Source organism: Stieleria maiorica (assembly GCF_008035925.1).
GTDB lineage: Bacteria > Planctomycetota > Planctomycetia > Pirellulales > Pirellulaceae > Stieleria > Stieleria maiorica.
Genome location: NZ_CP036264.1, coordinates 5,788,832 through 5,815,809, shown reverse-complemented (window position 1 = coordinate 5,815,809; position 26,978 = coordinate 5,788,832). Strand labels below are relative to the sequence as shown.

Here is a 26,978-nt window from a genome sequence, read left to right as displayed (position 1 = left end):
AACGGCAATTCGGTGGTCTTGTCGACGTGTGGGGCATTGGTCAGTCGTAGCCGGCACGCAACGAGCGGAGTTTTGCACGTTGGGGTTCGTTCAACGCTTCGGCGTTGATCTCGCTGAGCAGACTCCGGATCATCGCCGCATCGACCGCGTCGGGATCGAGGTTCCGACGGTCAACCAGCGTTGTCGCCCAATGGAGTCGGTCGATGTCGTTTAGCAGTTCCTGGTCACGCAAGATTTCGTACGCCAGCGCGGCATGTTGCAGATGTTCCAATTGTTCGGCGATCAGATCGCCATCGCCGGGGTGGGGCGATGCGCTGATGGTTTCGGCCATCGCCGTGTGTGTTTGGGCCAGGCGCCGCAGGATGTCGGGCGTTGCCGATTCACTGAGCAGTTGTTGATAGGTGGCGATCGAGCGGGCGAACAGTTGTTTGGCCTGTTGACGTTGCTGTTCGTTTCCATCGGCCCACAAACGACCCAGATTGTTTTCTGCCGTTGCAAGGTTCACGCGAAAGAACTCGTCGGCATCAGCCAGTAACCAGGTTCGTTCCAGGTCCTCGATCGAACTGGCGTAGTCGCTGGCTGCTTCGTCCTTGTGGCCAAGCTTGACGGCCACTTCGGCGCGACGAAGTTTGGCGTGGGCGAGCGATTGCATCCAATCGGATCGCTGGCCGCAGGATTTTAATCGTTTGTCGAGATGATCGATCAGGTGGGTCCAGGCTTGAAACGACGCGGGATAACTACCCAGTCGGCTGTAGCGGTCGGCGTGCTCGGTCGCGATCGTTTCGTACAGTTGGATGTCGCTGGGGTTGCCGCGATGATCGGCCAGCCAGCGAGCCCAGTCGGCGGCGTTGTCGTATCGTTCGGGCGAGAACACGCGTCGTTGCGTTACCGTTGGGCCAGCGGATGATGCGGCGGACTCGGTTCGCTGGATCACCAGTTCCAATCGCACCCGTGCGGAGATTGCTCGGGCGATAAACGTCGACGGTTTCAAATCGGTTTCTGTGGGCGGTTCCCAGGGCAACCAATGTTGCAGTTCTTCGCGGGATGCGATCGCGTCGGCCAACGAAGGTGGCCGCTCGGTCGCGAGCGCACGACCGATGGTGGTGTTGATCCGTTCCAGATGGATGAGTTCGTGCAGCGTCGGTTTGTGCCGATACCAACCGTCGGCAGGTTCGGTTGAGGCAGCCGAGTGAGGCAGTGAGACGTGGGAGATCTGATGGATGGCGTGTCCCAAGTCGTCGAGGATGGACTCCGCAACGGAAAAGTGCTGGTGAGATTGGTCGGCTTGTCCACGCATCCGATACAGGTCTCCCAGACGCAGGTGACACTTGACGCGTTCCAGCCAGACCAGGGTGTTGGTATGGAACGTGTCCTCATCGACGTCGTCACTGAGCCGGTCGACGATCGGATCGATCGGCTGTTCGATCAAACGCTGGTACTGATTCAGTGCTTGGCCGATCAATTCGTTTCGCAGCGGCGTCATCGCCGGATGGAATTGCAAGGAACCACTCAGATCGACCAGCCAGGTATCGGCGGTGTCGCGTGCGTCGACCAGCCGTTCAAGCGACTCATGGTGCGCCTGGCGAGCTTCGATTCTCGCTTGCCGTTCGGCCTGGTGGGCCGAGCGGATCACCAGGGTGCTGATCACCGAGACGATCATCAGCAACACCACGGCAACGGCGATCGTTGACGCGATCCCGCGATGCCGGCTACACCAACGGACGGTCCGTTCGACCAGCGTTTCGTCGTGAACAGACACTCGAACGCCCGTCATGAAGCGTTGCACGTCGTCGGCCAAGGATTCGACATCCCGGTAGCGTCGCTGGGCGTTTGGCGCCATCGCGGTGTGGACGATTTCTTCCAGCGGTTTGGGCACACAGGGTTGCATCTGACGCAGCGGCGTGAATTGACCTCGGCTCGCCCTGCGGAGCACGGTTTTAATGTCCATGCCCTTGTGCGGGTGGCTGCCCGCGATGATTTCGTACAGGATCACGCCGAGCGAATAGATGTCGCTGTGGCTGCCCATCGACGCCAGCTCTCCCCGAGCCTGTTCGGGGGCCATGTAGGTCGGCGTCCCGATCACACTGCCTTCGGATTCCAGCGGTCCGGAGGAACGATAGCTGCCCGATCGGTCCTCCTGTGGTCCCGCCCCCAGGACCGTCGATTCATCGGTCGCGTCGTCGACATAGCGGGCCAATCCCCAGTCGACGACGATCGTTTCGCCAAACGCGCCGGCCATCACGTTGGTGGGTTTCAGGTCGCGGTGGATGATGCCGCGTCGATGGGCATAGGCCATCGCATTGCAAACATCAATGAATCGAAGCAACAGTGGTGTGATCGCTTCGATCAACTCGTGCCTGACCCAACGTCCGTCGGGACGCTTGGCATGTGCGGCGCGGATGTGATGTCGCAACGTGTCGCCTTCCAACAGCTTCATCACGTAATAGGTTTCACCCGTTTCGTCGGCGACCAGTTCGTGAACCGGAACGACGCCGGGGTGCTGAAGTCCGCTGGTGATCCGCGCTTCGTGTAGAAACTGCTCGCGTTGGGCCGGCTGGATTTTGCCCGGGTTGCTGATGCGTTTGACGGCGACCTCGCGTTGTAATTGTCGGTCAAGCGCGCGTTGGACGATGCCCCAGCCGCCGCGTCCCAGTTCACCCAGTTCGACATATCGATCGGAATCGCACGAAGAGCGATCGGATTTGATCGCGTGTTGTGCGTCTGCGACAACAGCATCCTCGGCGGGGGTGGACGTTGGGGCACGCCTGGAGGCCTCCGATCCGAGTGTGCATTCGGCGTCCGGCAGGTCCGCGTCGCGGACCCGATGCGACGATGGAAATGCGCCCGCCGGAATTGCGTCAGCGGTTCCAACGACTCGTTCTGGTTTGCCGGCTCCCCAAACGGTTGCCAGTGGGTCCTCGGAGGCGGGGGCGGGCGGATGTTCGACCGGAAGCGGCGGGGCGTCTTGGTGTTTTCGGGGCTGATTTGAATCGTCGGGCAAGAAGCGGCCGTTGATCGTTTCCATGTCGGTTCTGGACAGCTACAAGTCGGTTCTGGACAGTCGATCGAGTTGTGTGAATCGATCGTTGGGATTGTGAGGGACGTTTGGGGGACCGCGGTTGCATCCTCCGGAGACATACGTAAACGTAGGCCGCCACGAGCGGTCCGAACGCCGTTTCTGGTAATTCCACAATGCCCACTCGAGTTTGAGCCCTGGATCCGCAATGTCCGATGCACCCTGCCACGTCCGCCAAGCCCGTCCCAAGGACGTGCCGGAAATTTTTGCGATGCTTCGCGAGTTGGCCATCTTTGAAAAGTTGGAGCATCAATTGACCGCCAGCGAAGACGACATGCATCAGGCGCTGTTCGTCGGTCGGCATGCCGAAGCCTTGGTGGCAGAGGTTGCCGCAGATGATCCGTCAGAACCGCAGCTGGTCGGCTACGCGATCTACTTTGAAAACTTCTCGACGTTTCTGTGCAAACCGGGGATCTATCTGGAGGACATTTACGTCCGACCGGCTTTTCGCAACCGAGGTATCGGAAAGAAGGTGTTGCAAACGCTGGCCGGGATCGCGGTGGAGCGAAAGTGCGGCCGGATGGAGTGGGCGGTTCTGGACTGGAACCAAAACGCCATCGACGTCTACCAGGCCATCGGCGGCGACGTGCTGCCGGACTGGCGAATCACGCGTTTGGGGACCGACGCGATCGAGAAGCTGGCCGGTGGATGCCAGAGCGACGCGTGAGCAAGGGACCACGCCTGTCATACGCTGGATCAGACACGTCGGCTAAATCAGCGAAAGCAGGCGGCGGTGTGTCGATTAAAGGGACCATCCAGCTTGGGAATGAGGCGAAACGCAACAATTCCAAATGATCTGGCCGGTTGCGGAAGAGAGGTTTGGAGGAAGGGTGTACGACGTCCTTTCTAGGTCGTCGCGCTGAGCCCCACGGGCGACGGCCCGGAAGGGCCATCGTACCGCGAGAGAAGCGTCGCCCTGGCATGAGAAGTGTACCGTGGATCAATTGACAAGCGATTGGCGGCTTCCACGACGGTCGGGGGCTGGCCCACTTACTCGCTGAGCCACTGGGCGGCTTCGGGGGCGAAGTAGGTGAGGATTCCGTCGGCGCCGGCACGTTTGAATCCCAACAGACTTTCCATGGCGACGTCGCGACGATTGAGCCAGCCGAGTTGTCCGGCGGCCGACAGCATCGCGTATTCGCCGCTGACCTGGTAGACGAACGTCGGCACGCCGAAGGTTTGTTTGACGTTGCTGACGATGTCCAAGTAGGGCATGCCGGGTTTGACCATCACCGAATCGGCGCCTTCGGCCAGATCGAGGGCCACTTCGTGCAACGCTTCGTCGGCTTGTTCGGGAGATTGCTGATAAGTCTTCTTGCTCGCCCCGGCCAAATTACCTTTGGACCCGACGGCCTCTCGAAACGGTCCGTAAAACGCGCTGGCGTACTTGGCCGCATAGGACATGATTTGCACATTGATGTGCCCGGCCGATTCCAACGCGTCGCGGATCGCGCCGACCCGACCGTCCATCATGTCGCTCGGCGCGATGATGTCGCATCCGGCATCGGCCTGGACCACGGCCTGCTTGGCCAGGATGTCGACGGTTTCGTCATTGACGACGTCGCCGTCGCGGACGATTCCGTCATGCCCGTGGCTGCTGTAGGGATCCAGGGCGACGTCGCAAATGATGCCCAGCGAATCACCGACGGCGGCCTTAATCTGTCGCACCGTTCGGCAGACCAAATTGTCCGGATTGGTCGCCTCGGCCGCATCGGGGGTTTTCAATTCCGCCGGTGTAGCCGGAAACACCGCGATCGCCGGAATCCCGAGGTCGCGGGCGCGTTTGGCGGCATCGACGATTTTGTCAGTTCCCAATCGATCCACGCCCGGCAGCGACTGGATCGGCTGGGAACCGCTGTCGCTGTGGACAAAGATGGGCCAGATCAGGTCGCTCGGGGTGAGCGAGGATTCGGCGACCAAGCGGCGGGACCATTCGTAGCGGCGTTGCCGCCGCGGCCGTGTTCGCGGGAATGAGCCGCGTGAAAAATCATACATCCTGCGAAAATCCGTGTCCTTACAAACCACGTTCGTCGGCGAACGCTTGGATCCGATAGAACCGTTGTTCTTCGGTCGCGTCCTTGACTTTCAGCTTACCGTTGCTGTCGATCATCAGGAACATGCCTGGTTCGACGATCGTTTCGTCATCGACGATTTCCAGCGGCGCGCCGCCTTCGACATCGATCACCGTCGCGGACGATTTGATGACTTTGGGGGCACCCGTCTTTTTGACTTCCAGGGTGATCGGATCGATGACGTCGGCCGATTCGACTTCGGTGCTCAGCACGGTGCCTTCGGTCGCCTCCATGCGTGTCGGCACAAACACTCCCAAGCTCGGGTCAAAGCTGGATGCGACGACCTCCGCTTTGGGCGGTTCGGATTCGATTTCGATCTTTCGGTTGCCGGCCATCACGACACGTGGTTTGATCGGTTTGACGCTTCCGAACACCGCACGGTCACCTTGCGGCAGCGCGGTCGGTGCGCTGGGGTCGCTCCAATCGCTCCACCGTTTGTAATTACGTTTTTGAGTCTGTGCGGCGTCGGCAGACAGGGTGACATAGCGTTTGTAGGCTTCGGGATCCAGGTTTTTGCTTTTGGGTTGCAGTTCGGGGGACTTGGGGAAGTTGGGGTCGTTGACGGCGAAACGTACTCGGTAGACATAGCTGTGTCTCAGCTGCGGTGCGTTCTTGTCTTGGCGGGGGGCACCGACGATGTAGGCAAAGTCGTAGAACCGCAGCAGTTTGTAATCGACCGGATTCTCCTCGGCGGGTTTGCCTTCGTTGGCCGGCCGGCTGCCGCCCATACCGCCGCCCATGCCCATCATGTCGTATCCCTCGTCCATGCCCATGTCCATGCCCATATCCATGTCCATTCCGTACATGTCATCCATCCCGCCACCGAAGGATCGTGTCTGGCCGCCGGCGATGTCGACTTCAAAGTCATCCAAATTGGTCTGGCTGGCCTTCGCCTTGATCGCTTCGGCCTCCTTTTCCAGTTGTTCGGCCATCAGCACCCGCTGGGACTTCATCGGGACCAGTGGGTGGGTCGCGATGTCGGTGTAGGGATCCAGCACGATCGGGGGAATCCACATCGTGACCCCTGGAATCCGGTAATCGTCGGGGACGATCTCGGGGGCAAACCCTGACCAATACACCGCGGCGTTGCGAATGGTGATGTCGTTGCTGTCACGTAGGATCCAATCATCCTCGGTCAATTGGTCGATCGACTTGTTGGTGACGTCGGCACGTTGCACTTGGTAGGAAACGTATCGCGGTAGATCCCGCTTGATCGGATCGTATTCGGCGGCGTAGGAGAGTGCCTCTTGGTAGGCATCGATCAACTGCTTGTGTGGGATCACGGCGGTCCCGGCGATAAACAGACCGATGCCGGGGACGGGAGGCTGGTCGTCACCGGTGATCAGTGACTGAGTCTTTTTGGGCGTAATGCCGAGGTTCTTGTCGGCGGCCAGTTTTCGGATCGGACCGGAGGCACCGGCCGACTCCATTCCCATCATGCCCATCATGTCGTCTCCGCCCATCATCATTTCCATTTCCATGTCCATGCCCATCATGTCGTCTCCGCCCATCATCATGTCCATGTTGTTTCGGCGGCTGCGTCGGGAACTGCGTTTAGGTTTGGCTTCGACGACCTCCAATTCGTCGGCGGGTTCCAGGTCGGTGAGCGCATACGTGCCGTCTTTGGAGCGATAGGCCAACGTGGCGATGACGCCGGTGGTGCGAACGGCCTCGGGTTTGGCGAGTACAGGGTCCTTGCGTCGGACTTTCTCTTTGCTCGCTTTAGACAGGTCCCAGGGGCCGGGCTGATAGAGACTGGATTTGATCGGCTGCAGGAACTTTTGTTGTTCCATCGCGATATCGAACTTCGGCTCGCGCGGCGCATCGGGGTTGTTGACGATCGCATCGGTGTGGTCGTCGTCGACTTGCCGTTTGACTTCGGTGGCGCTTTGGGCCAACCGATCCGGATCGTGTTTTTCCGTGATGATGGGCTGTCCCATCCCGCTATAGATCAGGAAGCCGGATAGCAGTGCGACGATCACAACGATCAGTTTTTCGAAATTGTAGACCGCAAAGTCTTTCAGTTTATCGGCGTCCATGGTGTTCCCCTGTCAGCAGGTACGTTGGTTCGTCGTTGAATGGGTTTGTGAAAAGGAGGCGATCGGCAGGCCACCCGGGGCAGAACGCCCAGGGCTGTGGCGGCGATCAGGGGGTTGCGACGGGAACGGCCATCGCGGTCGGTGGTGTTGCGGCCGGTGGGGCCGTTGCCGGCGGTGTGGCCGCTGGCGGTTCCGTCGCCGGTGGTGTGGTGGCCGGAGGCGTGGCTGCCGGCGGAGTGGTGGCCGGAGGCTGGGTGGCCGCCGGCGGTTCGGTCGTCGGAGGTGTCGCCGTCGGCGGTGTGGTGGTCGGCGGCGTGGTGGTCGCCGGTTCGGTCTCGCTGGGGCCGGGCAGGGCGTCGATCACTTCGGCCGATTCGTCGATCGAGACGTCGTCTTTGACCTTGTCGATACCGAGAGATTCTTCGCTCGGCGGGTTGTAGAAATAGATCAGTCCATAGATTTCGACGTCCATGTCCATCGGGAATTCGTCGTTGGCTCCGGCGGTCATTCCGCCTCCCATTCCCATGCCTCCCATTCCCATACCGCCGCCCATGCCGCCCATCATCATTTCGTCTTCCATCCCCATCATGTCGTACCCACCGCCTCCGCCGGTGCTGGACGAGCCGCCTTTGGGCATGACGCGGACTTGGCGGACGTCGACCATCAGTGGAGCACTGCCACAGGCGGCCAGCAGCCGCGCAACACTCTGTTGATTCATCTGCAGGTGCATCATGACGGGAACACGTTTGGCGACCGCGATCGCGACCTGTCCGGGGTCATTGCTGCTGAATGCTCCCCGCAGCGACGAGGCGTCGATGGGTTCATTGGCGGTGTTCACGTAACGGTTGTCCCCCGGGTCGGAGCCTTCGCCATCCATGTCGCCTCCCATACCGCCCATGCCCCCCTCATCCATGGAGTACATGTCTCCCATGTCTTCGTAGCCTTCCATCATGTCGTCCATGCCGCCGAAAGAGGCGGTGATCCGAGAACCGGGATCGGAGATGCTGCCCTGGTTGAAGGTGACCGACCGCCCGATGGAAAGTTTCTTGATCTCTCGAATCTCCGCTTCGAAGGCTTGCTGAGCGCCGCCGTTGACGGCAGCGACGATTTCCAGCAACTGCCGCATGATCCAAAGGTTTTCCTGGGAGTAGTAGACGTCCAGTTCCGAGGGATACTCCTTGGCGCCTCGCCAAGGGAACAGGTCCTTTAGCACGGCTTCCTGGCTGCTGGTGCTCCACTTGACGACGGGTTCTTTCACGGCGCCGGTAATGTCCACAGCCGCTCGCCGTGTCATCCCCGGTCCGCTCATCATCATCATGTCGTCCATGCCGTAATCCGCCCCCATCCCGGCGCTGCGTTTCTTGAAGTCGGCGGTCCAGTCCGCACCGGCGATCTTTGCGTAGCTGGGCAGGACTTCGCCGATGTATTGTTCATACCGCCGCAGCATTGCGGGGTTGACCTGATAGGTATCGGACGACGGCGGGAACTGTTCGTATTTCTCAAACGGCAGTTTCAACCGGTTCTTGTCGATCTTGCCGGTTTCCGGATCCCGGACGTATTTGAATTCATCGACAAACTCATCTTTCAGCTTGGTCGGCCAAGTCAGGATGTCGCGTTGTGCGTCGAAGACGTTTTGCCAGGCGGTGAGGACTTCCTGTTTGCGGATTTCGATCTTTTCGTTCATCCACAGGTGTGAAAGGTCGTTCGGCTGGGTCGGCAATTCGCCTTGGTACTGCGACACCTTCTGAACATCACCCTCAATTTTACGGATCTGTGCATCCGTCTTGGCGTTCAAGTCGGATGTCGACAGATACCAAACGCCCAGGGCCCCGATCAGGACGAGCGAGCTGCCGATCCAGAATCCATGCTTGATGGCGACGGCCAGGTACTCTTTGACTTGGTCCATGATGATTGCGTGGGTTGAGAAAAGTGAAAGTGAGTGATAGGTCAGACGCGCGAATCGGCGATGCGTTACGGGGTGGCGGCGACAGTGTCATCCAGCGTTTCGTCGGTGATTTCTTCCACCGGCGGTTCTTCGCCCTCGAGCGCCGCTTCTTCTTCGGCTTTCAAACGCTTGGCTTCCATCCGCTCGGAGTGCGTGGTGGGGGTCCAGAGGAATTGGAAGACAAAGTCCATTCGCCGTGCCGTGAAGAATTCGGGTTCGGCATTGGGATCGGCTGCCGCTGCTGCGGCGCCCGCTGCCGGACCGACGCCCACGGCGGCCGTGCCGGCGACCGGGGGTTCGTAATCCGGGTTCGGGATCTTTTCTTCGATCGCATTTTCGATATTCAGCATCAACGGGTAACTGATGCCCAGCTCGGCCGGCGTGTATTCGATCAAATCCGCCGACGGATCATTCGGATCGGGCAGCCGGATGATCCGGTTAGCCACGTCGTCGGGTAGCCGGCTGGGGTCCAGGAACGCGGTGGTCAGGTACTTGCGGGTGTGGTTGTTTCCGTCCAGACCGACTCGTTCCGGGTTGTTGTAGTAGTGGTAGCCTTGCAATTCGACGACCCAGAACGGACCGGTCGGCGGCTCCGGTTCGGTCGGCACCTCGCCGGGCTCCCGCTTGATGCCCATCTGTGCTTCCCAGTCTGCCTTTTCGGCGGCGAATCGCTTCGTCCGTTTGTCGTACCACTCGGCGATGTCCTCGTAGTACTTGGTTTCGAACGACGTGATCTGGAAATCGATCCGGTCTTCGTAGGGCACGACTTTGGGACTGGGCATTTGGCCGGGTTCGACGCCTTCGTACACACCACGCGGGATGATTTGATTGACGCCGCGGATCAGCTCCATCCACAGCACACGGTTTTCGGCATCGCCGGTGATCTCTTCGCCGACGGCGTTCAAATACGTGAGTTTCTTTTCCAGTTCGCCATCGGTGCCGCGGTGATCCTGGGCATACGTTTCCATGCTGGTCACGGCGACATTGGCTTTCTTCCAAATGTCCTCGTGGCTTTCTTTCCAGCTGTTTTGGGCGAAGTAGAAATTGGCCGACATGCCGAACATCAGGATCGCCAAACCCGCGACGGTCCAGGGTTTCTTGGCACGAATCATCCGCTGGGTGATGATTTCTTGTGGAACCAAGCTGGCATGGATCTGGGAAATGCCCAGTCCCTGCAGACACAGTCCGTAGCAGACCGCGAAGGTCGTCGCGTTGTCACGGAAGGTCGGGATGGCCAGCACGTCGTCGCCGCCCAAGCGATTGAAGCGGTCCAGGGTGTGGACTTCGAAGCCCAGGTTCTTACCCAGGTAGGCTGCCAGCCCCGGCATCTTGACGGTGTTCCCGGTGATCAACAGCTCGGTGATGTCGGCCTTGCGATCGATGCTGCGGAAGAAGCCGATCGAACGCTGGACTTCGGTGACCAGGTCGTTGAAGACCGGACGCATGGTTTGGAAGATCAGTTTGGGGTCGACCGCCTCCCGCGCGTTGCGTTTGATGTGTTCGGCCTTGGCGAACGTCATCTTCAAGTCTTTGGTCAACTGGCGGGTGAAGTGGTTGCCGCCGATCGGCATGCTGCGTTGCCAGATCCGAAAGCCGTTGGTGACGATCAGGTCCGAGCTGTCGGTTCCGATCGACAGGATCACGCTCGAGGACGGCGGATCGTCGGAGTTGAAGATTTCACCGTCCAGCCGTTCGCCCATGCGGTCATAGGCGACCATGTTGTAGAGCGCGATCGGTGCCAGTTGGACGACATCGACTTCCAAGTTGGCGGTGTCGAACGGAGCCAGCTGTCGGTTGGCCTGTTCGCGTTTCATCGCAAACAAGCCGACTTCGCTGTCGAGCGCATAGCCGTCTTCGACCATGCTGCCGGGCATCATCTGGTAATCCCAGACGACGTCGGACAGTTCGAACGGGATCTGTTGACGGGCCTCGTAGCGGACCAAGTCGGCGATCTTTTTGACTTCGACCGGCGGCGGTTTGAAGAATTTCGACAGACCGCTTTGGCCGGGGACACTGATGCAGATCTTGTCCGTCATCCCCTCGTTGCGTTCCATCAATTGGTTGATCGCGTCGGCGATCAACTCTTCGGGGTCTGCTTCGGGCTGACTTAAGATTTTGGGGTATTCGATATAGTCGAACGCGGTCGCGACGACTTCTTCATCGACTTTCGTACAACGCAGCGCCTTGAGGGCTGATTGTCCGATCTCGATTCCCCAAACTGAAGTGCTCTTGGCCATAATTGAACGCTAACGAAAAAGTGATGAGTGAATGGCTCGGGCCATCAAACGTCCGCTCCGAACGACGCCGACCTTGACCGCGATTGAAGCAGGTGCGAGTGCGTCAGCGGGTAATCCAATAAACGATTGATGACGATTATCCTTGGGCGATCTTTACCGAAATTGTGACAGATTTCTCGCCCCGGTTGCAAAACGGCGCCGAAAAATGCGATTCGCCTGCGGTACGCAGAGTACTCTGACACCGCCATCTTCTCCACGCTTGGCCGGCTGTGATGTCAAATATACCCCGCTCCGCTCGTTCCGAATGTGCTGATTGACCTAAAATTGCAATCGATCGCGCACGGCCAACAGCGGGATTGAAGCGATTCGGAGGACGCCGATGTCAAGCGCGTCACGGCAAGCGTTTCCAAACGGCACCTTCGCCAGGGGGGACAGGAGGAGAAATTGAAGAGAACGAAAAGTGAGACGCCAAGTGGCGGCACGCCAGTCGGATTTCTCGGGAATGGCAGACTTTGACGTAGCTACCTTCGCCAGAAAGTGGATTCCCCGGGGGGGCTGCGTGTGATTCTGATTCGACCTTTGGGAGCAAGTCTGGCGTCGACTTCTGCATCATCCACGCTCTGGAGAGCGTCGCTATGCGGATCATTGTCTACCTCCCCCAGTCTATCCGTCTGGTGGGGTGGTCGTCAAATTAATTGTCCTTCCCCGGTACCGATCGAGCCGGTCCGGGGGCGTCCGGGGGCGGCTTTGAAGAGTCGGCAGTTTCGATCACACTCTGTCGCTCCCCGCATTTCTTGTTTGCGCCCTTTTTCCTCCCAAGACCACCGCGATATGGCTCCTTTTGACGAGTGTTCGGTTCTGCTGCCTTCGGCCACGTTGGAAGATTTTCCGGTCGGAGGATCAAACTCGGATGCGCGGAGCTTGTTGGCCGGTTGGACGATATTGTGGCACCCGCGATTGCTGGCCCAAACCGAGCAGCTGCCGACGTGGTACCGCGCCGACACGCCTCCCAATCCCGATGGGCCGCGCGTCATCGTGATCCCCGATCCGTCACTGAAACAGATCCCCAGCGATTTTCGGCGTAAGTGCGACGCCAACCCGGATTGTGTTTGGGTGACCGGGGCGGACCGGGCGGAGATGATTTCGGCGCTCGGGGAGGTGCTGGGCATCGCCCCGGCCGACCCGAATTGCCAACCGCTGCAATCGGGGCCGCGGACGTTGGGCGTCGAAGATTTTTTCGCCGCCGGGTACCTGTCGCTGCAGATTCAGATCATGACGCGACGGTTGCGGTACACCAGCAATCTGGACGAACTGCATCTGCAGAACCGGATCGTCGCGGCGGCCAAAGCGTTTTGCCAGCGCGACGCCGAGGCGGCCGCCGAGGGGTTGCACGACGTGTTTGATTGTCTGTCGGAAGAACGCGACCACTATTTTTCCAGTGATCCGCACTTGGTCGATCTGACACTGCTGACCTCCGGGGTCTTGGGGACAGCGATCGATGCCGGCTGGCTTGATCGTTTCCGAGCGAGCGCGGGGGCGGACAGCGACGCCGACGGGTTGCGGGGCACGCCACGCAACGTCTTGGTTGATGCGACGGCGGCGGCCGAAATCGACGCCGCCAAGGAGGATCCCGGCAAACACGAGCGTTTCAACAAATTCGTGCAGTTGTTGTCGATGGAAACGGTCGGCTGGGCGGGTGGTGGGATTGCATCCCAGTCGAGTTGCCTGGACGCGATGACGATGGCGTCGGCGCGGCATGTGATTGAATCGGGAACCGCCTTGGCCACTCGTGCGATCGGTCGCGCCCCGTCGGTCTATGCCACGCTTTCTGGATTGACGCCGGTCGACATCATCCCCGCTCTCTCGGCGCTCGGTTACCAAGGGGTGATCCCGATCGATTTCACCGCGGGGATCGGATTCGGCGATGAATCCAAGGTGATCGTCTCGGGCGGCCATCGAGAGTTGGAGGCGTTGACGGCCAAGCCGATCGATGCCGCCGGCGATGCGGCGTTTCTGTCACTGGGGGCTCATCTGGGCGAACTGATCGATTCGGGGGAGGTGGCGACGGCCTTGCTGGTGCACTGGCCGGACCGGGTCTGCGACAGCTTTCTGGATCTTTGTCGCGCCGCGACGTGGAGTGTGGCGATGGGCCGTTTCTGGACGTTGCCACGCTACTTCACCGATGGCGAACGCCCCTATCATCATGGGACATTGGATGCACTCTCCAAACATTCGGCATCGAGCGTGGTGGAGCGTCTGATCGGTCCAACGCCGGATGAAACGTTGCGCTCGATGGCCGAGTCGTTTTGTCTGGCGGTGCGATCGGAAGCCCAAAGCACGCTTCGTTCGATCGCAATGCTGGCCAACCCGCGGTTGCTGGATGAAGCGGACGATGCTGACGATCGCCGGCTGGTCAGCCAGGCGATCGGAGTTGCGCCCGCTTCCGGCGAGACGCCTGGCAAGCACACGTTGTGTTTCAATCCGCATGCCGTCGCGACCAGGCGTCAGGCAAGGCTGCACGGCGGGGCACCGTCGGGCGAAAAATTCGTCTATGCCGCGAGCGGTGCCGGCGCCGATTGCGACGTGACCTTCGACGTGCCGGCGATGGGGTTCACCCGGCTGTCGGCGACGCACGCGGTCAAGAAAAAGGGGCTGTTGAAGCGGTTGACCGGTGGCGAGACCGGGATCGCCGAACCGGCGGTGTTAAAAAACGCCTTCATGGCGGTGGCGTTGGACGAAACCGCCGGCGGAATCTCCGGAGTGTACAGCGCGTCGCGCGGCAATCGTCTGTCGATGCGATTGGTTGCCGCCGGCGGCCTGTCCGGCAACCAGGACGGCGGCACGATGGTCTGCAGCCGGATGCAGGTCGATCAGTCCGATTCGACGATCGGGGTGATCACCGCAACGGGCGAGCTGCGGGACAATGACGGCAAAGCGATCGCGGAGTTCATGCTGCGTTATCAGCTTCAACGGGGCAGCCGACTGTTGCGGATTGATGGCCAGCTGAAACCCAAATCCGATCTGCGAGTCGCGTCGGAGTCGGAGTTTTGGAATCGCTATTTTGCTTTACGGACGGCGGTGGCCGGTGAGGCGGCGATTCTGAGACCGCTGGTCCGCGACAAGGTGCACAGTGCGTCGGCAAAAAAAATGGTCGCACCGCTGGGCGTGGTGATCGACGAGGCGGAGAAACAGACGTTGGTCGTCGGCCACGGCTTGCCGCTGCATCGCAAGGTCGGCGATCGATTCTTGGATACCCTGGTGGCAATCCCCGACGGCGCCGAGCGAAGCGAGTTTCAGGTCACGTTGGCGTTTGATTGCCCATCGCCGGTTGCGATCGCGCGGTCGTGTATCGCGCCGGCGGAAGTGTTTGCCATTGATCCGCCCGGTACCGGTTCGTCCGGCGGCCAGACCGGTCAGGCCTGGCTGGTCCACGTTTCCTCCAGCGACGTGCTGGTCACGGAGATGCAGACCGCGCGGCGTCGCGACGGCAAACTTGCCGTGCGGATGCAAGTGATCCAGACCCGACCGAAAACGTCCAAGGTCCGTCTGCAGTTTTGCGCGTTTGCCCAGTCCGCCTTCGTCGCCGACGCGTCAGGGATCGAGCGGTCGCTGGACGAGCTGCCCGACGATGTCCGATGCGACGATGGCGTGGTGGTATTGTCGTTGGGGAACCACCAAGCCGTCGACCTGGTGGTCGTCTTCGATGTCTAGTACTGGCGAAACAGTTTCATCGCCAATTCGGTCATGTTGCTGACGTTCATTTTTTCGATGACACGTTTTTTGTGCCGATCGATCGTCTGGTAGCTGACGTTCAGTTCGCCGGCCAGTCGTCGCGAGGTGACACCCAACAGAAGTTGCGGCAGGACTTCGCGTTCTTTCGGGGTCAGTCTGCCGAAGCCGCTGCGGAGATTGCACAGCGAGTCTTTGCCGGTACCGTCGGCGTGAAAAGCGTCTTCGACCGCTTCGATCAACAGGCGGCTATCCAGCGGATGCGGCACAAGATCGATGAAGCCGTGGCGAAGGGCCTGGTGCAGCGTCCGTCGCGAGCGGTCAGCGGTGACGCCGACGATCGAGTAGCGGATGCCTTGGTCGGCGAATCCTCGGATTTGGCTCAATAACTGATCGCGATCCGCGTCAAAGTCGACCAACAAACATCCCGGTCGAAAGGAGCTGAGCTTTTTAAAGACGCCTTCCCAATCCTCAACCTCCATCGTTTGAAATGGAAGCGCATCGGGAAGCGTATCAATCGAAAGACGGTCGCTTTGCAGAACGACCATGAACGGACGGATCCCTAGCGAGGGATTACCGTTGTGACTAGCCTTGATCATTGTTGCCCCTTGATCGAAGTTAGGTCTCGATAATGTGAATTAGCTCGTGTGTGCTATTCAGTTTTCCTTGGTGTGATTGAAGTGTTGCTGTCAAGATTGGCGGACTGAGTGCCGGTTGCCCCTGACGACGTTTGGCAGGTTACACAAGGGGGCTTTAGCAAATCTATAGCAATTGGTGGAAAAAACTCGGGTGTGTTTTGCGCGCGACTGACGCCACTCCCGTCAAAACCTCCGGAAAGCCGCGCCCCCGGTCACGCTCCGGTTGTGCCAGTGATCGTGGGGGCGTTTGGGGCGGTGTTGGCCAGCAAAACATTCGCCGCACCTTCGTCCAGCGGCTAACATGAATTCAGGCGATCGATGCGACATCAGCCGGCACGAAGTCGATGTGTCGACGTGAGCTGTGATCCCTATCCTGCACACCAGACCGGAGGGCCGAAGCGATGAAACTTGCATTCAGAATCCTCAATCGAGGCAATGGGGCACTCGGCAACGCAGAGGTGACGCTGAATTGGGGCTCAAAAACCTGGAGGGTCGACGATTCGGCGTCGATGGGGTGGAAACGGGTGACGCGCTCGCGCGTCGGTTCGTTCGAGGTCAAGGACTGGAACGTCGTTTGGCTGTGGGACAAGCCCGGTGGCAAAGGGCGCAATATCGCGGTGCTTTGGGACGCCCCACGTGGTCTGGCCGACAAGAGTCGCGGCGACGGTTCGGGCCGGCTGTTCGATCCCGAAGACGCATCGCTAAAGCAACGCGAAATCCAATGGACCCTCGTCACACCGCCGCCGCCTCAAAGCAAACAGCTCAGTCCCAGACGGCAAAAGCTGATCACTTGGCTCAAAACCGAATTCAAGTCCGATATCAACTACGGGACGAGCAAGTACAACGAACTGACCGGCGGCGACAAAGGAATTGGGGGGAAGAGCGATAAACCGGGCTACACGAACTGTCTGATCCTGCCGGGCATCGTGAGCGCCGAGATCGCCAAGGAGAAAGGGCACACGGGGGAGAAGTTGCTGCCCTGGTTGAAGAAAAACTCTCTCACCGGCACCTACCAGGTTCGCGACCGTGGGAAAAAGCTTGGCGCTTGGATCAGTGCCGCCGACAAGAAGAAACGCCCGATCCCCGGTGACATCTTTGCGCTGCTTAAGAAGGGGGCGACCAATCACGAGACCGATGGGATCGGTCACGTCGGCGTGTTCCTGGAATACGTCTCGGACACCAAGTGGAAGACCGCCGACTTCGGCCAAGGTGATTCCGGATACACCGGCCGGACGCTGATCCGAGATTACGATCCGGCCACAGGAAAACTGACCAGCCCCAAAACCGCCAAGCCGCCTCGGGTCTTGGCCGGTTGGGTTGATCTGGATCTCTATTTCAAGGGATCGAGCTGAGCCAAGAAGTTGCAAAAAAACGCGACCGCCGGGAATGGCACGGGCCTTAGCCAATACGCTGAGCCGTAGACGCTAGCCTCGGGCCTGATCGCCGGGTTAAAGGCGTATCAAGGCCCGCGGCTAGCGCCGTCGGCTCACTCAGCCCGTGCCATGCGTGACCTTTTCTTGCACGTCGCGTTCTGCTTTCGAAGACGGCAGAACACGACCAGGGCAATCAAGGAATGCTTACTTGGCGAAGCGATAGATGCACTCGCCACGCGTGTTTTCGGTGAAGTAGTAGATTTCACCGTTTTGATCTTCGCCGAAGCCGAGCACCTGGACGCCTTCGGGGATCACTTGCTCGTTGGCGGTGGCACGCTTGGTTTCCGGATCGAAGGACAAGGCCCAGACGACACCGGTGACGTAATCGGCATACAGGTACTTGCCATTTAATTCAGGCAGTCGTTCGTTGCGGTAAACGCGTCCGCCGGTGATCGAGCGGCCGATGCGGTGGTCGTATTGCCAGACCGGATCGATCGGTTCGCTGACGCCTTCGACCGGCGGGCGGTTGCCGAAGCTGTTGGTGCCTTCGCGATTGCTCCAGCCGTAGTTGCCGCCCTTGGTGATCACGTTGACTTCTTCCCACAACTCCTGACCGACATCGCCGAGCCACAGATCACCGGTCTTGCGGTCGAATGCCAATCGCCACGGGTTGCGAATGCCGTAGGCGTAAATTTCCGGCTGAGCATCTGGCGTATTGACAAAGGGATTGTCGGCGGGGATGCCATAGTTTTTGTCGCCGGCGGGATTGTCGACGTCGATCCGCAGGATCGAACCGAGCAGTTGCGAAAGGTCCTGTCCGGAGGCTTTCGGGTCGTTGCGATCGCCACCGTCGCCGAGCCCGATGTACAGGTAACCGTCGGGGCCGAATTCGATGCTGCCACCGTTGTGGTTCTTGTAGGGCTGGGGGATTTCCATCACGATCCGCTCGGTCGCCGCGTCGGCCGTGTTCGGGTCGACCGTCGACATCCGAAACTCGCTGACGACCGAACGACTGTTGTCGGCGTCGGAGTAATAGACGTAGAACGTTTGGTTGTTCTTGAAATCGGGATGCATCGCCAGACCGAGCAACCCTTGTTCGTTGCCGCCGCTGTTTTTCCAGTCGGCGACTTCACGGCGCATGTCCATCACCAGATGTGACTGGACCGTCTCGGGATCATTTTCGAACGTCCAGATCCGGCCGTCTTGAGAGGCGATGAACACGCGATTGCTGCCGTCACGCGGGTAGGTCAGTTCCAAGATTCGCAGCGGGCGAATCTTACCCTCATCATCGACCGCTTCCCACTGATCAAGTTCCAGGTTCGGGAACGCGAGTTCACCTTTCAAGCCCAGATTGCCATCGATCGGTTGGGGGACGCTGCCGTCGGCGTTGATGCGACGCACTTTGATGTTGCGATACGCGACTTCGTCACCGTGATCTTGCAAACAGATGTGTCCGCTGCCGGCTTTGCCGAACCCGGGGAACTTTGAAAACTTGCTTTCAGCGACGCGAGCGTTCCAATCCTTGTTGCCGATATTGAACGTGTAATAACGCACGCCGTTCAGACACACTTCGCAGCCTTGAGGGGCGATCCGCACGTAGATCTGGTTCCACTGGCCGGCCGGACGCGAGGCGTCGACGGGGCCTTGATTGGCGGACCAGCGCGGCGCCGCGGGCTTGTACAACTGGTACAGCCAACCCGCCTTTTGTGGGTCGTGACCGTCGACGTTGTCCTGAATTTGAATCTCCGGTCCGCTTTGCCACGGTCGGGGATTGTCTTCGGTGACGTGGAACATCAACCCGCTGTTGCCTTCGGGGCTGATCTTGTAATCGATCAACATCTCAAAGGCGTCGAACTTTTCCTTGGTGATGATGTCGCCGGCACCTTTTTCGCTGCGAATCAGGGCACCGTCGACGACTTTCCAACCGTCGCTGATCGTATCCTTTTGATAATTCCGCCACGCATCGGCGGTCGTTCCGTCAAACAGCAGTTTCCAGCCGCTGCGTTTTTCGGCTTCGCTCAATTGGTTCACGCCCGTTTCCGCCTGCGCGAAACTCGGGACGCCGACCAGACAGGTCAGGGCAAACGCGGCGACACATTTGCCGACAGATTTCAATAACAACATGCAATGATACCGATCAGGGATAGGAGGGAAGGTGGGCAAGGGGCGACTATTATTTCCCGAAAAAACGTCGCCAACAACAACGGGCTGTGTGAATTTGTCAACTCTCGCGCGGCCAGCGGGCCCATTGCGAGGTGGCCGAAACCATCGTCGCACCGACTTTTTCCAGTTCCCCACTGGAAATCACCAGCGGGGGTGTGGTGTAGATGCAGTCCCCAAAGGGACGGATGAAAACGCCTTGCTGGACGAACAAATCACGCAGGCGATCGACGTGATCGAGCGAATCAACTTGGATCACTCCGATTGCACCCTTGACCCGAACATCGACCACCCGTTCGATTTCGCGGCAGGGTGCCAACAGGTCGGCGAGGGCGGATTCGATGCTCCGAGCCTGGTCCAATCTCGGTTCCTGTTCGAACAGGTCCAGCGAGGCTCCGGCGGCGGCGCAGGCCAAGGGGTTGGCCATGAACGTCGGGCCGTGCATCAACGCTTTGGAGGCGTCGTCGGACCAGAACGCATCGAAGACTCGGTCGCTGGCGACCGTGGCGGCCATCCCGATCATCCCCGCCGAGAGTGCTTTGCCCAGACAAATCACATCGGGAACGATGTCCGCCTGCTCGATCGCGAACAGCGTCCCGGTGCGTCCGAACCCGGTCGCCAATTCGTCGGCGATCAATAGCACGTCGTTGTCCCGGCAGGCGTGTGCGATCGCGCGGAGCACGTCCGCCGAATGGAACCGCATCCCCCCCGCTCCCTGGACCAACGGTTCGATGAACACGCCGGCCAGTTGATCGCGATGCCGGTGCAGCAGTGATCGAAAACGTTCCATCGAGGCATCGTCGCGAGGGACGTCGACGTTGAATTGTTGCAGCAACGCCCCTTCGAACTTTGCGTGCATGCTGCGCTCGGGATCACACAACGACATCGCACCGGTGGTGTCGCCGTGGTAGGCGTTTGCGAACGACAGAAAACGCGTGCGGCCGTGCTCGCCAAGGTTGCGATGGAATTGGATCGCCATCTTCATGGCGACTTCGACCGCGACGGATCCCGAGTCACAAAAGAACACGCGATTGAGGTCGCCGGGCAGTAACCCGGCCAGGCGATCGGCCAGCGTCAGCGCCGGTTCATGATTGATCCCGCCGAACATCACGTGTGGCATGGTGTCCAGTTGCCGGTGCATCGCATCGACCACGTGCGGATGGTTATACCCGTGGCAGGCCGACCACCAGGACGCCAAGCCATCGATCAGCCGCCGTCCGTCGGAGAGGTGCAAGTAGACGCCCTCAGTCCGCTCGACCGCCAACGGCATCGGCGACGTTTTCATTTGGCAATAGGGCATCCACAGATGTTCGTAACCCCGCTGTTGCCACGCGGGGGTGTCGCCGGTGTTGGAATCGATGAAATGGCCCTCGCTGGATGATTGTGGGATACCGGAAGACACGTTCCCTGCGAGGGAGTGGGTGTCTACACAATCTACAATGGCTCCCTGCTGCCCCGGCTTTGTGTAGACACCGATATTGTTAGGGAGGGTGAATCGTCAACTTGCTGTCCAGCTAGCCGCGGCCGGGGAACCTATCATCATCGTCGTCATCGGACAAGAAGTCGCCGGCTAAGACGTTCCCGGCGAATGCGGCGTCGACCGATCGAATCGCCGCGACCGATTCACCTTCGGCGGCATCATCATCGCGGCTGAACAGACGCGCCAAATCGTTGATCACGTTCAAGGCGTCGCGGGCGCTGATCAGTCCGTCGGCGTTGGTGTCCAGTCGCCGCATCGATCGCAAATGCAGTTCCGTGTCCTCACCCTCGGCCGCGTCGGCCAGGGCGGGAAGGTCATCTACGTCGACGGCGCCGTAGATTCCCAGGAAGTTGATCACGCGGAGGGCGTCCGACGGGGTGACCGCGCCGCTGGCGTCGGTGTCGGTCGGCTGAATGCCGTCGATGTTGATCGTCAACGAACCGAAGACCACTTCCAGTGGTGAAACCTCGTCGTCGCGACCACGCAGCAGCAGTTCCGCGCCACGTGATTCGGCCGGATTAAGCGCCAGCGTGACTTCACCGCCGGCGATCGCTCGGACGCCAAATCGGACCACGCCTTGCGTGTCGGTGCCAGGGTGTTCGATCATCGCTTCTAACGCATGAAATTCGTCAATGCCGGCGGCGGTCACCGGATCACCAAAGTCGTCGAACTTGCCCAGCAGGACGACCTCGCCGGTCAATTCGAGTTGGTTGATCGGCAACGGCAGATCAAACGCGACCGCAAACACGCCGAATCCGAATTCACGTAAATCCTGCGCCGACACTTCCAGGAAAAACTCGTCGCCCGTTCGGACCGATTCGATCGTGTTGCCTTCGACGTCGGTCGCTTTCAAGCTCAGCTGCATGACTTGGTCCAGCGGTTGGCTGCTCAGCTGCGCCACGTCGCCTTCGAAGTTTGCCGCATAACGATACAGTTGGTCGCCGACCGCCACGTCCACGACGACGCCGAATTGTCCGCCCAGCGGGTTGTCGATTCGGTCGCTGTGATGGACCGGCATCGGGATGTCGGTAAATCGGCGTTGCGAAGAAACGCGGACCTCGGACGCACTGACACCAAGGTCTTCGGCGGTTCGGACCACGATTCGTTCAACGGCGCGGCGAACGTCGGCGTCATCGAATCGGAACAAGGTCAACGTGACCGTCGCCGAGGCGCGCTGGGAGCCTTGTTGCAGCACGTATTGAAACTCAAACGTCCCTTCGCTGCCCAAGGCTTCGTCGGTCAGACGCAGCACGTTTCCACCGGTCGCGATCTCGACACCGGCCGGGGCATCGATCAGTTCCGCGATCCGGACGTCGCCGAGGGCGTTGATGACTTGATCGTTTGTCAGCACGTCCAGGTAGCGATCGCGTGCGTCGGAGTTGCGGCGGATGATGTCATCGACGGCGCTCGGGGGCGGAAGCGGTTCGCCCAGCGGCGTGACGATCGCATGATCGAGGTTGTCCCAGCGGTACTGGATCAGCTGGTCGATCTGGCGCAACAGCAAACGGTGATCATCGACGTCGATTTCAAGTACATGGGGAAGCCCGATCGAGGCCCGCAGATTGAAGTGGCCCGAATCGTCAAGGTCGCCGATGACGATCTGTTCGGCTTGGTGGGCAACCAATTCAGGCCCGAGCCCGACCAAGGTCGGAATCGCAGACGACGGAGAAAAAACCGCCAACACGGCGTTGCTGGGAATCTCCTGCGCGAGCACCGTATGATCGTTTAACGAAAGCGTCAGCAATTCCGCTTGGCGGCGCGCGACGGTTTCGTCGCCTTCGGACGTGGTCGTGTACGATTGCCGCACAATCGCGAAACGGTCCGGCGAGAGTTCGGTCACGCCGGTGATGCCGGGAAAGGTCTGGTTGGGAATTCCCGGCAGTTCGATTCGCGTGACGCGGCTTTGGGCATCGATGTCGATCGACTGGTCGGTGTCGACGACCAGCAAACTGTTCCGGCCATCGGCGACGACCACGGCACGCTCGCCGATTTCGACCTTCACCTGGCTGTTGCGTGTCGCGAGCGCGACGGCTTGGAACAGTTGCGGTTGATCGTCCGACAAGTCGATCAACGCGACGGAAAACCCGGCTTGTGGTCCGTCAACGACTGCGGGAAAGAGAAGGCGTTGATGTTGTCCAAAGACCACCGCCGTCTGCCCGTCCTTGGAGATCCTTGTTTGCAGGTTCGAGTCCGCCGTCAACTGCAGGGTGGCGATCTTGACGATGGCGTCGTCGACGATTCGGTATCGCACCAAGTGTTGGGGCGAATCGACGGGCGTGCCGGACGATGCCGTCGTGCCCTCTGGAGCGTTTTCGCCGCTTGTTTCCGTTTGGGGAATCTGTTCGACGACCAGCAAGTCGTCTCCGGCAATCGCGTTGTCTGTGATCGCATGGGGCAGTTCGCCGGAGGCAATTCGAGAGATCGAATCACCACTGACGTCAAAGACCGTGGCCGTCACCGGGAGCGGCGGCAGAAACAACTGCGGCGGAAAACCGGGTGGTTGGTAGGTCGAAACGAACAACCGGTCGTCGTGATGGGCGATGCCGGCCAAGCCACCGTCCAGCGAGATCGTTGATCGATCGGCCAGATCATCTCGCGAGACGACCAACAGGACGGTCCGCGGACCTTGTGTGCCGGTCGAATCCGCGTCGGGCGACGAGCCGATAGCGATCACCAGTCGGTCGGTCAGAACGACATGGGTGGGGGAAAACTGCAGAGCGATCGCGGCCGATTCGACCAGCGTGTCATCGTCTTGGCGGTCAAACAAGTGCAGCGTCGGCGAACGGTTGCCTTCGGAGACCCCTGCCAGCGCGTCATTCCTGACCGCGGCCACCAGATTCGCGTCTTCGGCCAACAGGTCCGACCCAAAGGCAGGCAAGATGAACGGCGGGTGGATCGCTGCCGCCGGAAGGGCCGTCGCTAGAGTGTCCGCCGTGGCCGAAAAACCACTCGTTGCCACCCTTGCGATGGCGGGGGATGCCGATTCGCCCTCGGCAATCCGCTCGATCGGATCGCTGGCCAAACAGACATCGCCGGCGAGCAGCTGACGGAGTTCGAGGGATTCGAGCAGGAATCGTCGCGAATTCATGGGGGAATCCGAAAGCAGTCGGAATTTCGTTGGATGCGTTGAGAGTTCAGATGAGCGGAAACGACAAAAGGTTCCGGCCCAATCCTAATCGATCTCTCACCGATCCGCGCCCATTCTTACTGGCGAAGTCCGAGGATCAGTGTCGGTGGTTCCGATGATTCGTCTTCTCGGGACGCAAAGGTGACCAGTTCGTCGCCGACCGAGCCGGTCAGGATCAGGGTCACCGAGCGATGGCCGGCCTGGGCAACGAATTTGGCCAGCGCGTCGCTGGAGATCAACAGTTTGTCGTTGTTGCGGCCGACTTTCTGTTCTGCCAGCAACGGCAGTTTCTCCAGCCCTTTTTCAGACAACGAATTGCCCCAGACGATCCGGTTTTCCGGCCACACATCGCTGATCGGATCGCTGAAACCGTACACACGGATCGATGCATCGGGATCACGCTTGGTCCCGGCAAGCGTCAGGCTCAACTCCGCAGTCTCGACCGGCAGCGGGTCCAGTTTGTTATTGCCTCCGCGGTTGCGATTTCCCGCTTGAGCCCCGCCTTGATCGGCTCGCAACGTCTGGATCCAGAACCTGGCATAGATGTGTTGAACTTGGATGCCGCTTCGGGTCTGAACGTACAGGACCGGTTTCTCGCCTTGGGGATCATTGAATCCTCCGCCGCGTTTCACCGTGGCGTCGGCGCCGTTGTCGTCGGAGGTCTTGAGCGCGACGATGCGGAGCGACGGTGATTCTGGTGGTGGGGCCGGTTTGGGGGCAGTCTCTGTTGGGCTCGGCGGATCTGTCGGGCTGGACTTCGCCATCGCGGGATCGGGGCTCGGTTTCTCGGCCGGAGTGGCAAGCGACGGTTTCTCCCCTGGCGGCGGACTGGACGGAGTTGTTGCCACGTTGGGCTGGTTGCGGACGGTCACGACAACGCGATCCAGCATGCCACGTTTGCGTTTTGAAGCTTTGTTGGAGATCACGAATTCGACGTAGGGCGACTTTCCCTCGACGGCCGCGTCGACGGTGTATTCGAAGATCGATTTTTTCTGTTTACCGCCGGTCCAGTTCTCGTTGCTGGAAAACTCGGCCAGCTGATAACGGATCGGCGGTCCCGACTTGTCGTTGAAACCCAACACGACACGGTAGGCGGTCTCGCCCGGTCCTTGTCCGCCGGTGTTGACGCTGATCCGGAACGCGTCGCCGGCCTTGGTCTTGTAATCAAACGCGTCGCTGACCAAGACCAGTTCGCTGTTGGGACCGGCATACGCATAGGTCTTCGCTTCCTCGTTCCGCGCGTTGGGATTTCGGTTCCAGCCGCCGTCCTTGCCCGAAAGCGCGGCCGTCCAGCCCTGGAGTCTCAAGGGGCCGGATGCCGGATCGCCCTGTTCAAACGAGCCGTTGTTCTTGGTGTGGCTGAGCAGCCATTTATATCCGGGTCCGCCGACGCCCTTGACTTCTTTCGCGTCGACTTTGGTGGCCGGCGGCGAAGGGGGCTGCGCTGGCGGGGTGGGCTGCTTCGGCGTGCCGGATTGTTGTTCGGGGGGCTTGGGACGCGGGGCTTGTCGGGGCGTGTTGGACGAACTCGATGGCGTCGGGTTCGCCGCCGGTGCCGCAGCGACATAGACCGCTTCTTCTTGTTGCTGGCGTGCGATCGCGCTGGAATCGCTGATGTAGACGATCGTCGGGATCAGCACCAACAGCAGCACGGCGACGACGCCGACGGTGATCCAGATGATTTTGGAATTGGATGCGGCGGCGGGTTCGGGGGCGGGTTTCCGTTGCGATTTGGCGGCGGCAAACGTGCCTGATCCCATCGATCCCTGCCCCGGTGCGGCCTGCGGCACGGCGACGGCAGGGTGGGCACCCGAAGATCCCACATCGCCGGCCAGCGGGGTCGCGGCCGGCAGGACATCGGGCAAGGTTTCAAACGGGTTGGGCGGTGCTTCTTCGGAAATGCCCCAATCGCCGCCGTCGGATCCGCCGAGGTTCTTTTTGCTGACCGCTTGTTCCAGTCCCAGTTGCAATTGGCTGATCGCCTGGGCCACCTCGGATTTCTTTTCGCACTCGACTTCCACTTCGTCGAGCGCTTTTTCCAAGTCCGCGGCGCTGGCGTAGCGATCGCGCGGCTCTTTGGCCATCAGCCGATGGATCAGGTCGGCCAGTGGCTGGGGGATCTCGCGGTTGCGTTCGATCAGCGGCTTGGGGGCATGGGCCAAGATCGCGATCAACTGTTCGGCGACCGTCTTGGATTTCAACGGCAATTTCCCGGTCGCCATTTCGTACAACACGACGCCGGCGGAGTACAAATCGCTGCGGTCGTCCAGCGGTTCGCTCCGCGCCTGTTCGGGCGACAGATAGCCGGGCGTGCCGACGACCGCGCCCCGACCGGACAGTTGGTCGACAGGGGTGGAGGCGAGCGCCAGCCCGAAGTCCAGAATCTTGATGCGGTTGGTTTTGGTGTCCAGCCAGATGTTGGCCGGTTTGATGTCGCGGTGGACGATTCCCTGTCGGTGCGCCGCGTCCAATCCGCGCGCGATGTCGCGGGCATAGGCGATGATCTGGTGGTAATCGGGTTTGCCGTGGCGCTGCTGGTAATTCTCCAGCGTCGCCCCTTGCAGCAATTCCATCGCCATGAAGGGCGTGCCCTTGTGCTCGCCGACTTCAAAGATGGTCGCGACGTTGTCGTGGTGCACCGCCGCCATCGCTCGGGCTTCGCTGATGAAGCGTTTTCGGCTGCCCGGCGTGCTGGCGATTTTCTTGTTCATCACCTTCAAGGCGACTTCGCGTTTCAGCCGCGTGTCTTCGGCCAGGAACACGTATCCCATGCCCCCTTTGCCGAGCTCGCGGAGCACGCGGTAATGGCCGAGCGTACCGAGATGGTCCTCCGAATCTTTCGGCGGATCCAGAAAGTCGTGTTGGATGCCGGGCGACGTCATCGCTGGAAAATACGACCTGAGCAGTGAAGGAAATCAGAAAAGTCGCGTCGGACTCGCTTCAGCGGCAAGCGGCGCAGGATCCCTAGTATACACGTTTCCCGCCAGGCAACCGCACCGGGGGTATGGAGGCCACACAAATCGCCGAGCGAACGTAGCTACCTTCGCCAGAAGGTGGATCCCCAGTGCGTTCCGAGCGTCGCCGCGTTCTCCGAACTCGGCG

Annotated in this window: 13 protein-coding genes; 3 read left to right on the top strand and 10 right to left on the bottom strand. The window is 60.2% G+C overall.

The genetic code is table 11. The features are described from left to right. Positions 1-40 precede the first annotated feature (40 nt). Positions 41-3,025, bottom strand: coding sequence for a serine/threonine-protein kinase (locus Mal15_RS19780; protein WP_147869347.1), 2,985 nt, complete (start codon positions 3,023-3,025; stop codon positions 41-43). Between the two features lie 199 nt (positions 3,026-3,224). Here Mal15_RS19780 and Mal15_RS19775 point away from each other — a divergent pair, with 199 nt between their 5' ends. Beyond that, positions 3,225-3,743: a GNAT family N-acetyltransferase gene (locus Mal15_RS19775; protein WP_147869346.1), complete on the top strand. Its 519-nt coding sequence runs from the start codon at positions 3,225-3,227 to the stop codon at positions 3,741-3,743. A gap of 323 nt (positions 3,744-4,066) precedes the next feature. Here the strand turns inward: Mal15_RS19775 and hemB are convergent, their stop codons facing one another. From hemB to pilM, 4 genes are all read right to left on the bottom strand, one after another. After that, a complete protein-coding gene (hemB, locus tag Mal15_RS19770) occupies positions 4,067-5,071 on the bottom strand; it encodes a porphobilinogen synthase (protein ID WP_147869345.1) in 1,005 nt (334 codons plus the stop codon). 19 nt (positions 5,072-5,090) lie between these two features. Beyond that, positions 5,091-7,187 carry a hypothetical protein gene (locus tag Mal15_RS19765; protein WP_147869344.1) on the bottom strand — a complete coding sequence of 699 codons (2,097 nt, stop codon included), beginning with the start codon at positions 7,185-7,187 and terminating at the stop codon, positions 5,091-5,093. Positions 7,188-7,293: 106 nt separating this feature from the next. Continuing rightward, positions 7,294-9,093, bottom strand: coding sequence for a hypothetical protein (locus Mal15_RS19760; protein WP_147869343.1), 1,800 nt, complete (start codon positions 9,091-9,093; stop codon positions 7,294-7,296). A gap of 65 nt (positions 9,094-9,158) precedes the next feature. After that, a complete protein-coding gene (gene pilM / locus Mal15_RS19755) occupies positions 9,159-11,369 on the bottom strand; it encodes a type IV pilus assembly protein PilM (RefSeq protein ID WP_147869342.1) in 2,211 nt (736 codons plus the stop codon). Positions 11,370-12,200: 831 nt separating this feature from the next. Here pilM and Mal15_RS19750 point away from each other — a divergent pair. After that, positions 12,201-15,080, top strand: coding sequence for a hypothetical protein (locus Mal15_RS19750; protein ID WP_147869341.1), 2,880 nt, complete (start codon positions 12,201-12,203; stop codon positions 15,078-15,080). On the opposite strand, the gene Mal15_RS19745 is transcribed toward Mal15_RS19750, so the two are convergent. Then, positions 15,077-15,697 carry a LuxR C-terminal-related transcriptional regulator gene (locus tag Mal15_RS19745; protein ID WP_147869340.1) on the bottom strand — a complete coding sequence of 207 codons (621 nt, stop codon included), beginning with the start codon at positions 15,695-15,697 and terminating at the stop codon, positions 15,077-15,079. The two genes, Mal15_RS19750 and Mal15_RS19745, sit on opposite strands and share 4 nt — an antisense overlap. 440 nt (positions 15,698-16,137) lie before the next feature. Here Mal15_RS19745 and Mal15_RS19740 point away from each other — a divergent pair, with 440 nt between their 5' ends. Continuing rightward, the gene (locus Mal15_RS19740; RefSeq protein ID WP_147869339.1) at positions 16,138-17,088 is read left to right on the top strand and encodes a hypothetical protein; all 951 of its coding nucleotides are present in this window, start codon (positions 16,138-16,140) and stop codon (positions 17,086-17,088) included. Between the two features lie 225 nt (positions 17,089-17,313). On the opposite strand, the gene Mal15_RS19735 is transcribed toward Mal15_RS19740, so the two are convergent. The 4 genes from Mal15_RS19735 to Mal15_RS19720 form a co-directional block, all read right to left on the bottom strand. Continuing rightward, positions 17,314-19,233 carry a PQQ-dependent sugar dehydrogenase gene (locus tag Mal15_RS19735; protein ID WP_147869338.1) on the bottom strand — a complete coding sequence of 640 codons (1,920 nt, stop codon included), beginning with the start codon at positions 19,231-19,233 and terminating at the stop codon, positions 17,314-17,316. Positions 19,234-19,330: 97 nt separating this feature from the next. Further along, a complete protein-coding gene (locus Mal15_RS19730; protein WP_233902902.1) occupies positions 19,331-20,671 on the bottom strand; it encodes an adenosylmethionine--8-amino-7-oxononanoate transaminase in 1,341 nt (446 codons plus the stop codon). A gap of 112 nt (positions 20,672-20,783) precedes the next feature. Next, positions 20,784-23,837, bottom strand: coding sequence for a dockerin type I domain-containing protein (locus Mal15_RS19725; RefSeq protein WP_147869337.1), 3,054 nt, complete (start codon positions 23,835-23,837; stop codon positions 20,784-20,786). A 116-nt stretch (positions 23,838-23,953) separates the two neighbouring features. After that, a complete protein-coding gene (locus tag Mal15_RS19720; RefSeq protein ID WP_147869336.1) occupies positions 23,954-26,758 on the bottom strand; it encodes a serine/threonine protein kinase in 2,805 nt (934 codons plus the stop codon). Positions 26,759-26,978: the final 220 nt, after the last annotated feature.